11 protein-coding genes are annotated in these 11,647 nt (G+C 70.6%); all 11 read right to left on the reverse strand.

Annotated elements, in window-relative coordinates; genetic code table 11:
* Window positions 1-39: 39 nt before the first annotated feature.
* Window positions 40-969 carry a DUF1963 domain-containing protein gene (locus ACYVF7_RS30610; RefSeq protein WP_460347570.1) on the reverse strand — a complete coding sequence of 310 codons (930 nt, stop codon included), beginning with the start codon at window positions 967-969 and terminating at the stop codon, window positions 40-42.
* Window positions 970-1,179: 210 nt separating this feature from the next.
* Window positions 1,180-3,885, reverse strand: a complete 2,706-nt coding sequence (locus ACYVF7_RS30615) for a fumarate reductase/succinate dehydrogenase flavoprotein subunit (RefSeq protein ID WP_460347572.1) — start codon at window positions 3,883-3,885, stop codon at window positions 1,180-1,182.
* A complete protein-coding gene (locus tag ACYVF7_RS30620; protein WP_460347574.1) occupies window positions 3,885-4,688 on the reverse strand; it encodes an ABC transporter ATP-binding protein in 804 nt (267 codons plus the stop codon). The genes ACYVF7_RS30615 and ACYVF7_RS30620 overlap by 1 nt, the downstream gene beginning before the upstream one ends.
* 58 nt (window positions 4,689-4,746) lie before the next feature.
* Window positions 4,747-5,610, reverse strand: coding sequence for an ABC transporter permease (locus ACYVF7_RS30625; RefSeq protein ID WP_460347576.1), 864 nt, complete (start codon window positions 5,608-5,610; stop codon window positions 4,747-4,749).
* Complete coding sequence (locus ACYVF7_RS30630; RefSeq protein ID WP_460347578.1) at window positions 5,607-7,037, reverse strand: ABC transporter substrate-binding protein; 1,431 nt, start codon at window positions 7,035-7,037, stop codon at window positions 5,607-5,609. The genes ACYVF7_RS30625 and ACYVF7_RS30630 overlap by 4 nt, the downstream gene beginning before the upstream one ends.
* A gap of 22 nt (window positions 7,038-7,059) precedes the next feature.
* A complete protein-coding gene (locus ACYVF7_RS30635) occupies window positions 7,060-7,287 on the reverse strand; it encodes a 4Fe-4S dicluster domain-containing protein (RefSeq protein ID WP_433189484.1) in 228 nt (75 codons plus the stop codon).
* Between the two features lie 120 nt (window positions 7,288-7,407).
* Window positions 7,408-7,503, reverse strand: a complete 96-nt coding sequence (locus tag ACYVF7_RS30640; protein ID WP_460347580.1) for a putative leader peptide — start codon at window positions 7,501-7,503, stop codon at window positions 7,408-7,410.
* A complete protein-coding gene (locus ACYVF7_RS30645) occupies window positions 7,500-8,261 on the reverse strand; it encodes a GntR family transcriptional regulator (RefSeq protein WP_460347582.1) in 762 nt (253 codons plus the stop codon). Before ACYVF7_RS30645 ends, ACYVF7_RS30640 begins: the two co-directional genes overlap by 4 nt.
* Before the next feature lie 128 nt (window positions 8,262-8,389).
* Complete coding sequence (locus tag ACYVF7_RS30650) at window positions 8,390-9,301, reverse strand: carbohydrate ABC transporter permease (protein WP_460347584.1); 912 nt, start codon at window positions 9,299-9,301, stop codon at window positions 8,390-8,392.
* Window positions 9,298-10,251, reverse strand: a complete 954-nt coding sequence (locus tag ACYVF7_RS30655) for a carbohydrate ABC transporter permease (RefSeq protein WP_460347586.1) — start codon at window positions 10,249-10,251, stop codon at window positions 9,298-9,300. Before ACYVF7_RS30655 ends, ACYVF7_RS30650 begins: the two co-directional genes overlap by 4 nt.
* Window positions 10,248-11,501, reverse strand: coding sequence for an extracellular solute-binding protein (locus ACYVF7_RS30660; protein ID WP_460347588.1), 1,254 nt, complete (start codon window positions 11,499-11,501; stop codon window positions 10,248-10,250). The genes ACYVF7_RS30655 and ACYVF7_RS30660 overlap by 4 nt, the downstream gene beginning before the upstream one ends.
* Window positions 11,502-11,647: the final 146 nt, after the last annotated feature.

An 11,647-nucleotide genomic window follows, 5' to 3' on the forward strand; every position in this document is an offset into this window, starting at 1 on the left:
GATCAGCCGTCGGCCGAACCGACGCCGACGCCGCGCCGCCTATTCGGTGAATGCGGTGAAGGAGAGTGCCTTGTCGAATCGACCGGCGGCGAGGTCGTCGTGGCGGATCATGAAACGCCCGCAGTAGACGTCGTCCGGCTCGAACTGGGCAAGCGGCACCCACTCGCGCATCACCCGAAGAGCCTCCTCCTCCAGGCGCAGATCCCACTCGTCCGGCGGGATGACGAGTTCGCCGGCCTTTTCGCGTGCCTCAAAAATGTCCTCCGCCATCCTGGTCTCCGGGGTGGTGTACATGTAGGCGGTGGAAAGCTCGCCGATGCCCATGGAGTACCCGCCGAGGCGGAAGGCGGCGCCGTTGCTTTCCGGCCAGAGCTCTCCGGCCAGAGCGCAGAGTTCCTTTATGTGTGGCAGGTTGCGAGCCAGGTGCTCCTGGTTGTCGGACCGCGAACCCTCGTCCTCATCGTCGTCCTCGAACCAGCTGGGCAGTTCCGCGTTGACCGTGGCGAAGAGGTCGTACTCCCGGCCGACGAAGTCGAGCGTCATATTGCAGAACATCTCCTCGTCGTGGTCGGGCTCCTCCGCTGTTGCGGTGTTGGTGCCGGCCGGCACATACACAACCCGCGCGAACTCCTGCTCGTCGGCGATGGAACAGGTGTCGTCGGCCCACTCGTGGTGCAAGAAGAAGAGCAGCGAGCCGTCCGCCGGCAGGGCGAGGCCGTCGACTCTGGGAAGCGCCGCGCAGTCGAAGGAGGCGACGAACGGCAGCGGCCCGTACTCGGAGGACGGCCACCCCATGCCCACCGGCAGCCGGGGCAACCCGCCGCTTCGCCCGACCGGAACGCCGTTGCGGCGCTCACTTGTCCAGATCGCGAATCGCAGGAACTCGGCAAACTTGCTGACCTCATCCTCCGGGATGCCCCGTTCGATCGCCGCGCGATGGAATTGCCGGTGATAGTCCATGGCGGGCATGATGCCAGATCAAGACAAATGGCGGACCGCGGAACTCACCCCCGCCGGGAACGTCTCGCGTTCCGCCCCGATCTCCATTAAGGATGGAACTCGGCAGGCGCACTCTCATGCCGCTGATCGGTGCTGACCGTGATTTGTGGCCCGGTGGTCAAAAGTCGATGAGCTCGACGGTTACGAGTGGCCGCGCACATCGGCTTCGGTGGCCGGCCGTCAGCGCGACGTGCCCGCCCCGCGTACGCCCAGCGCGTGGCGGGCGTAGCCGCGTACGTCCGCGTCGCCGTCGTCCAGGGCTCTCCGCAGTGCCTCGGCGGCGTCCGGGTCGGCGGCCCACCGGCCGAGTGAGATCACCGCCGCCTTGCGGACGTCGAGGTGCGGGTCTGCCAGGGCCTTGACCAGCGGGCCGATCGCGACCGCGCCGTCCGCGCCGGCCAGGCCGCGTGCCGCTCCGGTCCGCACCTGCCAGGCCGGATCGCCGAGCGCGGCCGTGGCGTCGGCGTCCAGGGGCGGCGGGCAGCCGATCGGCGCGAACGCCTCGAGAGCCGCGGCCCGAACCAGCGGGTCGGGATCGGCGCCGAGTTCGCGCAGGGTGCCGGCCGACGTCGGAGAGCCGATCGCGCCCAGCCCGTGGGCGACGGCCACCCGTACCTCGCGGGACGGGTCGGCGGCGGCGCGCGCGACGGCCTCGGCGGCGTCCAGGGACACGAGTCCCCGGACGGCCTGCAGACGTACCCGTTGATCCTCGTCGGCGAGCGCTCCGGCGAAGGCATCCCGGTCGGCGAGGCGGAGCGCGCGCAGCACGTCGAGGACGGCGGCGCGGGCGATCGGGTCGCGGGCGGTGAGTCGCCGGGTGAGGCACGCGCGTACCTCTTCGGTGGCGGGCAGCACCTCGACCAGTTCCCGCAGTCCGGTGGCGGCGGCGCGGCGGACCGACGGCTGGTCGTCGTCCAGGCGCTCGGCGAGCGCTCCGGCCACGCCGTCCGGCACCACCTCGGTGAGGGCCGTCACGACCGCCCGCCGTACCTTCGGGTCGGGGTCCATCAGGTAGGGCCGGAGCCGGTCGAGCTCGGGCCGTTCCTCGACCAGTTCGAGGAGCTCCAGGATGCGCGGCGAGCGTCCGTTGCCCCCGCCGCCGAGGCGGGTGGCGGTGTCCTCCTCCGGGCCCACGGGCCGGTACGTGCCGCCCACCGGGCCGAGGACGACCGGCTCGGGGTCCGCCTCGGGCACGGTGAACTCCTCGACCGGCACGATGTACGGTGCGACGGGCCGCTTCAGGAACTCCATGGACCCGTCGGCCGCGCGGCGCAGGTTGAGATGGCAGAACCACGAGGAGTCGTCGCGTTCGGGCAGGTCGGCGCGGTCGTGGTACAGCCCCCACCGGCTCTCGGTGCGGGCCAGGGAGGACCGCGCGGCCATCTCGGCGCAGTCGCGGATGAAGGTCACCTCGACGCAGCGCATCAGCTCGTGCGGGGTTCGGGCGCCCATCTCGGCGATCTCCCGCTCCATACGGGTGAACGTCTCGATCGCGATCTCCAGCTTGGCCGCGGTCTTCGACGGGGCGACGTAGTCGTTGACGAAGCGGCGCATCTTGTACTCCACCTGCTCCTGCGGCGGGCCGTCGGGGTTGCGCAGCGGCCGGTAGATCAGCTCGTGCGCGGCGGCGATCTGATCCTCGGGCAGGCCGCCGTGTGTCACGTGGGCGGCTGCGTGCGCGCCCGCCAGGTCGCCGAAGACGAAGGCGCCGATCATGTAGTTGTGCGGCACGCAGGCGAGGTCGCCGGCCGCGTACAGGCCCGGCACGGTGGTCGCGGCGTTCTCGTCGACCCACACGCCCGAGGACGAGTGCCCTCCGCACAGACCGATCTCGGAGATGTGCATCTCCACGTCGTGGGTGCGATAGTCGTGGCCACGACCGGCGTGAAACGTGCCGCGCGTCGGCCGCTCGGTGGTGTGCAGGATGCCCTTGAGGGTGTCGATCGTCTCGCCCGGCAGATGGGTCAGCTTCAGGTAGATCGGCCCGCGCGCCGAGTCGATCTCCCGCTTGACCTCGGCCATCATCTGCCCGGACCAGTAGTCGCAGTCGACGAAGCGCTCCCCCGCGGCGTTGACCTGGTAGCCGCCGAAGGGATTGGCGACGTACGCGCAGGCGGGCCCGTTGTAGTCCTTGATCAGCGGGTTGATCTGGAAGCACTCGATGCCGCTGAGCTCGGCGCCGGCGTGGTAGGCCATCGCGTGGCCGTCGCCGGCGTTCGTCGGGTTCTCGTACGTGCCGTACAGGTAGCCGCTGGCGGGCAGGCCGAGCCGTCCGGCCGCGCCGGTCGCCAGGATGACCGCGCCGGCCGAGACGACAGTGAACTCCCCGGTGCGGGTGTCGAACCCGGCGACGCCGACCGCCCGGCCGCTTTCAGTGAGGACGCGCACGGGCATGACGCGGTTCTCGATGCGGATCCGCTCGCGCATCGACCGCTGCCGCAGCACCCGGTAGAGCGCCTTCTTGACGTCTTTGCCCTCGGGCATCGGCAGGACGTAGCTGCCGGAGCGGTGCACCCGGCGGACGTTGTACTCGCCGTGCTCGTCCTTCTCGAACTTCACGCCGTAGCGTTCGAGCCGTTGGACCATCGCGAAGCCGCGCGTGGCGGTCTGGTGGATCGTGCGCTGGTTCACGATGCCGTCGTTGGCGCGGGTGATCTCGGCGACGTAGTCCTCGGGTTCGGCGCGGCCCGGGATGACCGCGTTGTTGACGCCGTCCATGCCCATCGCCAGCGCGCCGGAGTGCCGGACGTGCGCCTTCTCCAGCAGGAGTACGGAGGCCCCGTGTTCGGCCGCGGTGATCGCGGCCATCGTCCCGGCGGTCCCGCCGCCGACGACCACCACGTCGGCGCGGAGTTCCTGCCGCGTGCTCGGCGGGGGGACGTCCATCAGCCGCTCTCCTCTCCGGCCGCTCCGGCGGGCACGCCGGCGCGGGTACCGAGTGCCGCGAGGATCCGGGTCCGCTCCTCCTCGCGTAGGGGTGAATCGGGTCGCCGGGGATCGGAGACGTCGATCTCCACCTCGATCCCGGCCGGGCCGAGGACCGCGACCCGGTCGCCGAGCAGGAGCGCCTCCTCGACGTCGTGGGTGACGAAGACGACCGTGGTGGGGGCGGCCTGCCACACGCCGACGAGCAGGCGCTGCATCACCGCGCGGGTCTGGGCGTCCAGGGCGCCGAACGGCTCGTCCATCAGGACGGCGCGGGGCGCGCCGGCCAGCGTGCGGGCGAGCTGGACCCGCTGGCGCATGCCGCCGGACAGTTCGCGCGGCAGCCGGTCCCCCGTTTCGCCGAGGCCCACCCGGTGCAGCCACTCCTCGGCCCGCGTTCTCCGCTCCCGCCGGGGCACGCCGCGTACGGAGAGGGGCAGTTCGACATTGCGGCGGACCGATCGCCACGGCAGCAGAGCGTCGTCCTGGAAGATCAGCGCCCGGTCGGAGGACGGCCCGGCGATCGGCGCGCCGTCGGCCAGGAGGCGGCCCGCGGAGGCCGGCAGCAGGCCGGCGAACGCGCGGAGCAGGGTCGACTTGCCGCAGCCGGACGGCCCGACGACGACCAGGATCTCCCCCGCCCGTACCCGCAGGTCGAGTCCGGCGATGACGGGCGAGCCGGGGTAGCCGAGCGCGACCTCCTCGGCGCGCAGCTCGAGGGCGCTCACGACCGCCTCGTCCGTACGCGTCTCCAGCACGCTCATGACCACTCCTCCGCACGCGATTCCAGTACGGTCATGGCCGCTCCGCCACACGCGACGCTCATGACCGGCTCCTCGCCTCGGCGGGGAGCCAGCGTGTGGCCCGGCGGCCGACCAGCTCGACGGCGCCCGAGGTGAGCTTGCCGAGCAGGCCGATCGTGAGCATGCCGATGATGACCCCGGGATAGTCGACGATCGTGTACGCCTGCCAGGTCCGGTAGCCGATGCCGTAGTCGCCGGAGATCATCTCGGCGGAGATCACGCAGATCCAGGCCACGCCCATGCCGATCGACAGCCCGCCGAACACCCCCGGCAGGGCCCCGGGGAGCACGACGCTCCACAGCACGCGCCACCGTCCGGCGCCCATGGTCCGGACCGCGTCCTCCCACACGGTCGGCAGGGCCCGTACGGCGTGCCGGGTGCTGACGAGGATGGGGAAGAACGCCGCGGCGAAGGTGATGAACACGACCCCCTGCTCGTTCTTCGGGAAGACCAGGATGGCGACGGGCACCATCGCGATCGCCGGGATCGGGCGGACCAGCTCGAAGAGAGGCTGCAGGAGGTCCTCGGCGAGCCGCGACCGTGCCACCAGGACGCCCACCGTGATCCCCAGCGCTGCGGCCAGCGTGAAGCCGGTCAGGATCCGGACCAGGCTCTGCGCCACGTCGAGGTAGTACTGGCCGCCGCCGAGGTGATCGGCGAACTGCCGGGCGACCTCGAGGGGGCCGGGCAGCCGGTCGAACCGCACCCCCACCCGCAGGTTCGCCGCCGTGACCGCCTGCCAGACCAGGAGGGCGGCGAGCACGGACGCCGCGCGCAGCGCCACCCGCCGGAGGCGCGGTGCCGCAGGCGGCGCGAGTGACGGCGTCGTCTCCCGCGCGGGCCGCGCCCGCACGCGCGCGTCCCGGGTGATCAGGCCGCTCATGCCGCGCTCACCGCCTCCGCGTACGAGACGGTCTTCGCGCCGGCGTGCCCGGCGAGGTAGGCGCGCGCCTGTTCCGGAGTGGTGAACGGGATGAGCCGCCGATCCTTCGCGGCCGCGGGGTCCAGCACCCAGACCATCTTGTCGGCGAACCACCGGGTCCCGGTCGCCGCGCCGGGCACGTACGCGGCGCGGACCGTCCGGCCTACGCGCTGGAACGCCCGGATCCCGCGGAGCAGGCAGACGGGGTCGGCCGCCGGATGCGTGGTCTCTTCGCCGTTCAGCCAGATCTCGCCCGCGGTCGCGGGGTCCTTGACGGGCACGTGGCAGGCGGCGTCCGTCCCGGTGATGGCGGCCGGATTCGCGGTGGACGCCGCATCCGCGGCGTAGGAGCCGCCGTACACCTGCCGCAGGTAGGTGTCGTCGATGAACTTCGTGGGGTCGAGCGGTTTCTGCAGCACGCCGATCGACTTCAGGAACGGCACGTCGTGCTCGAAGGCCGCTCGCAGCGGGGCTTTGATCGTCAGGTCGAAGGTCGCCACTCCCCCGGCGCCGTTGTACAGGTAGACCACCTCCGGGGGCAGGCCGGTCGCCCGCGCGACCGTCTCCGCCGCCTTGACCGGGGCGGCGTGCAGGGAGCGGGTCGCGTCGATCTGCGCCTGGAGGAAGGCCTTCAGCACGTCCGGCCGCGCACCGGCGAAGCTCTTGCGCACCACGACCCCGTGGAAGGTGGGGACGTCGAGCGAGCCGCCGTCGTAGAGCAGCCGCGCCTGCCCCTTCTGGACCAGGAGGCCGGGCCAGGCGACGAACTGGGCCAGCGCCTTCACGCTGCCGGACTGCAGCGCCGACGTGCCGACCGGCGGCTGCTGGTTCTCGATCCGGACGTCGTGGGCGGCGTCGAGACCGTACTTCCGCATCGCCTGGACGAGCGTCCCGTGCCCCGCGGATCCGACGCTGGCGGAGACGGCCTGCCCCTTGAGGTCCCGCAGCGTCCGGGCGCTCGACCCCGGTGCGACGACGACGCCGTTCAGCGCTCCCTTGAGGTTGTACCCGGTGACGGACACCATCTCGGTGAGGGCGTCACCGCCCTGGGCCTGGGAGCGGGATCCGTTGATCAGCAGCGGATAGTCGCCCATGGAGCCGATGTCGATCTTCCCGGCGATCATCTGCGCGGTGATCGGCGCTCCGGTGTCGTAGTCCTGCCAGACGACCGTGTACTTCTTGCCGGTCCGCCGGCCGAGCGCGGCGAGCCGGGACTCGAACGAGCCGAGTGAGCGCAGCAGCGTGCCGGCCGTGACGGTGTTGATGGTCTTGGACTGGTAGCCGACGACGACGCGGATGCTCCCCTCGGCGGCGTTGCCGGCCACGGTGCAGCCGGCGACGATCGGGATCAGGGCCGTGAGCAGGACGGACGTTCTCGTTTTTCGCATCTCGTTCTCGCGCTCCGCAGCGTCAGCGCAGCAGGTAGGGGATGTTCACGGTCACGGCGCCGGTGGGGCATCGATCCGCGCACGGGCCGCAGTACCAGCACTCGTCGACGTGCATGTACGCCTTGCCGGTCTCCGGGTGGATTGCCAGGGCGTCCAGCGGGCACACGTCGACGCAGAGCGTGCACCCGGCGATGCACAGGGACTCGTCGACGGTCACGGGCACGTCGGCACGGTGGTTGACAAGAGGCATGATGGGACTCCGAAGGCCGTACCAGCGGTGAAGGGTGATCGCGGCGCAGGTGCTCTCAGGGCGCGGGCACGGACGCTGCAAGGGCGGCGAGGTGATCCGCCGGCGCGTCCCGCCCTGCTCTCAGCGGCTACACAGGGCTCCGGCCTGACGGCGCAGGTCGACGTGGAGACGGCGGACGAGCCGTACGCCGCGGCGTACGGCCGCCGGCCCCCTCATGCTCCGGCCTCCTCGGCCGGATCCCGCCGTGCCGTGCCGCGCATGGCCAGGCGGTCGCCGCGGAAGCGGATGTACTCCAGGTCCACCGGCCGTCCGTCGGCCAGGTGGGTCAGGCGCTCGACCATCAGCAGCGCCGCGTTCGGGGCCGCCTCCAGGACGGCCGCCGAGTGCTGGTCGGCGTTGACCGCCTCGACGGTCAGGTCGGCGGTGCCCAGGCGCGTCCCGGTGAGCCGCTCGATGAGCACGAAGACGTCGTTGTGGGCGAGGTCCTCGCGCAGCAGCGGCTCTCCCACGTCGCGCACCAGGTAGGTCAGATCGAGGGAGAGCGGGCTGCCGGCCAGGCGGCGGAGCCGTTCGATGTAGACGACGGGCTCGCCGTCGGGCAGGCGCAGCCGTGCGGTGATGGCCGGCGGTGCGGTGATCAGCCCGGTCGCCCGGAGCTCGTTGGTGACCTCACCGTGGGAGTGGAGGGTCTCGGCCAGCCCGAGCAGGTGGTCGAGGCCGTGGGCGTACTTCCGGCCCACGACGACGGTGCCGACGCCGGGCAGTCGCTCGACCAGTCCTTCCGCGCGCAGCAGGTCGAGCGCGTCGCGCACGGTGTTCCGCGAGGTGCCGAACTCCCGGACGAGCTCGGCCTCCCCCGGCAGAACGCCGACGTGCAGCCGGCGGCGCAGCATGTCGGCAACCTGGCGGGCGCGGTCGGCGCGCCGACGACGCGCGTCGGTCAGCGACAGCACCGGGACTTCCGTTCTGGACACGGACAAAACCCTACAAAATCCATCGGGAATTGGGAATAACGTGGGAGTCACGCCACCTGAATCCAGCCACAAACCCGCATCTACCAGGGCAGACGCGCTCACGACCATGAATTCCGCCACCCGGCGGCTCAGCCCTTCATGCCCGACAGGACGATCCCGCGGGTGAAGTGCCGCTGGAAGGACAGGAAGAAGACGATCGTCGGCAGCGACGCCAGCAGGGCCCCGGCCATGATCGCGCCCTCGCTCTGCGCGCCGACGTAGTAGGAGTTCATCCGGGCCAGCGCGACCGGGACGTTCGCCATCCGGTCGCTCTGCACGATGATCAGCGGCCACAGGAAGTTGTTCCACTCCGCCAGCACGATGAGGATCGACATGGCGGCGAGGGCCGGCCGGAGCAACGGCAGCACGATCCGCCACCAGATCCGCCACTCCCCCGCGCCGTCGACGCGGGCGGCCTGGATCAGCTCGTCGGGGATCGCGTGCAGGTACTGCACGAGGAAGAACACGACGAACGCCTTGGCCAGCGCGGGCACGATGTACCCCTGGTAGGTGTCGAGCCAGCCGAGATTACGGACGATCACGTAGTTCGGCACCAGCGTCGTCTGCCATGGCACCATCATCGACGCGACGATCACGAGGAAGATCACCCGCCGGCCGCGGATCCGGTGCTTGGCGATGACGTACGCGGCCAGCGAGCAGATCAGGAGCGAGCCGACCGTGATCGTCGTCGTGATGAGCAGGCTGTTGATCAGGAAGCGCCAGAACCCGAGCGACACCTGCGGGAAGCGCTGGAACAACCCGTTGGTGTGCGCGGCCGAGGTCCGTTGGGGCGTCCAGGCCGGGTCGTAGAAGGAGTCGAACGTCGGATGCTCCGGCACGAAGGAGGGCGGCTGGCGGGTCACCTCGGAGAACGGCTTGAAGACGGTGATCAGCATCCAGTAGAACGGCATGATCATCGTCAGCGCGAGCAGGTAGAAGGGCAGCCGCAGCAGCGTTCCCCGGACGTCCCGGCGACGGCCGGTGGCTCCCGTGGCGGTCATCGGATCTCCTCCAGTGCCCGGCCGGCACGCAGGTTGACCAGACTGATCCCGAAGATGACGGCGAACAGCACCCAGGCGATCGCCGAGGCGTAGCCGAGCTGAAAGTGGGTGAACCCCATGTCGTACAGGTACGGCACGATCATCAGCGCCGAGTCCAGGACGCCGCCGATGGTGTTGGCCTGCGTCCGGTAGACGATGTAGACCGCCTCGAACACCTGGAAGGCGCCGATCAGCGAGGTCACGACGACATACGTCGTCACCGGGCGCAGCAGCGGAAGGGTGATCCGGCGGAACTGCTGCCAGGTGGACGCCCCGTCGATCCGGGCGGCCTCGTAGTACTCCTCCGGGATGGCGTTCAGGCCGGCCACGAAGATGACCATCCCGTAGCCCATGCCGCCCCAGACCGCCATCAGCACGAGGATCGGCACGCTCAGGCCGGGGGTCGCCAGCCACTGGACCGGCCCATGGCCGAACCAGCCGATGACCGTGTTGGCCAGCCCGAAGTCGTTCGGATCGAAGATCCACTTCCAGATCAGCATGATCGCGATCGTGGAGGTGACCGACGGCAGAAAGAAGATCGTCCGCATCACGCGGTCCCGCCAGGCCGAACCCCGGAAGGCCAGCGCGATTCCCAGCGACAGCACCGTCGTGAGCACCACCGTCGCCACGACGTACAGCGCGGTGTTGGACAGGGCGTGGCGGAACCGGTCGTCGTGCAGCATCCGGCGGAAGTTCCCGAGCCCGGTGAACCGCGGGGCGTTGATCCCGTCGAAGTCGGTCAGGCTGAGGTAGAGCGAGTTGGCCAGCGGCCACAGCAGGAACGCGACGAACAGGGCGGCGAACGGCAGCAGCATCACGTACGACACGGCGCCACGCCGCACGCGCGTCCGGCGTCCCTCAGCCGCGTACGGCCTCACCCGTCCCGTGGTGCCGGCGACGCCGCGCGTCATCCCGCGTTCCGCTGCATCACCTGTGCGCTGCGTTGTAGCGACGTCCCCGCGTCGGTCTTACCGAGGATGGCCGCCTGTAGCTGCTTGCCCACCTCCGGCGCGCTCTCGTCCCAGCCCGGGCAGCCGGGCGCGGCGACGCCGGTCTTGAACGAGTCGGCGATGGCCGTGCGCTCGCCGGGGGTCAGGTCCACCTTGTCCAGCCGGTCGGGCCGGGGCGGAAGGTAGGGCACTCCGCGGCCCTTGGCGATGCCGGCCATCGTCTCGATCGCCTGGTCGGTGTAGAGGAACTTGATGAAGTCGACCGACTGGGCGACGTGCTTACTGGACGACATCACGCCGATCGAGCGCCCGCCGATGAACGCCGTCGGGTTCACCGGGCCCACCGGGATCGTCGTCACCGCCCACCGGCCCTTCAGCTTCGGCTTGGAAGCGGTGATCGTGTTGCCGATCCAGTTCCCGGCGTACGTCATCGCGGTCCCGGTCTCCAGGGCGTTCTCGCCGCTGATGTTCGCGGTCGGCGCGCCGTACGTCCGGTAGAGGCCGACGTAGAAGTCCAGGGCCCGGCGCGCCTGCGGCGTGTCCAGCGCGGGCTTGCAGTCCGGGGTGTAGAAGGAGCCGCCCGCCTGGTAGAGGAAGTTGAAGTAGCCGATCCAGTCGAGGTTGCCCCAGTCGATGCTGAACGGCCGCGCGACCCCGGCCGCCTTGAGCTTGCCGATGTCGGCGGTCAGCTCCTCCCAGGTCTTCGGCGGCGCGGCCACGTTCGCCTTCTTCAGCAGGTCGGTGCGGTAGTAGAGGAGCTCGGTGGACATGTCGAGCGGGACGCCGTAGATGGTGCCGTCGGGAGAGACGGCCGACTTCCACTGGGCCGGATGCGCCTGCGCCTTGAGCGGGTCGATCTCGTACTTGCGCAGGTCGACCATGCCGCCTCTGCGGCCGAACTGGATGCCCCACGTCATGCCGCCGGAGATGATGTCCGGTCCGTTGCGGGCGGTCACCGCGGCGAGGATCTTGGCGTACGCGTCGTCCCAGGTCAGGGTCTGGACCTTGATCGTCACCCGGGGGTGCGACCGGTGGTAGAGGTCGGCCGCTCCCTGGAAGATGGCGGTGTCGTCGTCGCCTCCGGTCGACCAGTAGGTGAGCGTGGCCGGGGCGTTCTGGTCGGCCTGCTTCTGACCGGACGTGCCACTGGTCGCGCAGCCCGCGCCGAGGGCGGCGAGCAGGGCGGCGCAGGCGGCCAGGGTCCTTCGCATACCATCTCCGATCACCGGAATCCGCCCGCGACGGGTCGGACCAATCGCGGGCGGAGGGCTTCGCGGGGCTGCGAAAAGCACAACAATCAGCCGATCAAGCCGCAATGGCCTTTCATCCGCTTTCACGGGATTCGCACGGCGTAACA

It is taken from the genome of Actinoallomurus acanthiterrae, from assembly GCF_054775715.1.

What these genes read in the sequence shown, in the direction of transcription:
- ACYVF7_RS30610 (WP_460347570.1), bottom strand. Translation starts at nt 969, where the DNA reads ATGCCCGCCATGGACTATCACCGGCAATTCCATCGCGCGGCGATCGAA.
- ACYVF7_RS30615 (WP_460347572.1), bottom strand. Translation starts at nt 3,885, where the DNA reads ATGGACGTCCCCCCGCCGAGCACGCGGCAGGAACTCCGCGCCGACGTG.
- ACYVF7_RS30620 (WP_460347574.1), bottom strand. Translation starts at nt 4,688, where the DNA reads ATGAGCGTGCTGGAGACGCGTACGGACGAGGCGGTCGTGAGCGCCCTC.
- ACYVF7_RS30625 (WP_460347576.1), bottom strand. Translation starts at nt 5,610, where the DNA reads ATGAGCGGCCTGATCACCCGGGACGCGCGCGTGCGGGCGCGGCCCGCG.
- ACYVF7_RS30630 (WP_460347578.1), bottom strand. Translation starts at nt 7,037, where the DNA reads ATGCGAAAAACGAGAACGTCCGTCCTGCTCACGGCCCTGATCCCGATC.
- ACYVF7_RS30635 (WP_433189484.1), bottom strand. Translation starts at nt 7,287, where the DNA reads ATGCCTCTTGTCAACCACCGTGCCGACGTGCCCGTGACCGTCGACGAG.
- ACYVF7_RS30640 (WP_460347580.1), bottom strand. Translation starts at nt 7,503, where the DNA reads ATGAGGGGGCCGGCGGCCGTACGCCGCGGCGTACGGCTCGTCCGCCGT.
- ACYVF7_RS30650 (WP_460347584.1), bottom strand. Translation starts at nt 9,301, where the DNA reads ATGACCGCCACGGGAGCCACCGGCCGTCGCCGGGACGTCCGGGGAACG.
- ACYVF7_RS30655 (WP_460347586.1), bottom strand. Translation starts at nt 10,251, where the DNA reads ATGACGCGCGGCGTCGCCGGCACCACGGGACGGGTGAGGCCGTACGCG.
- ACYVF7_RS30660 (WP_460347588.1), bottom strand. Translation starts at nt 11,501, where the DNA reads ATGCGAAGGACCCTGGCCGCCTGCGCCGCCCTGCTCGCCGCCCTCGGC.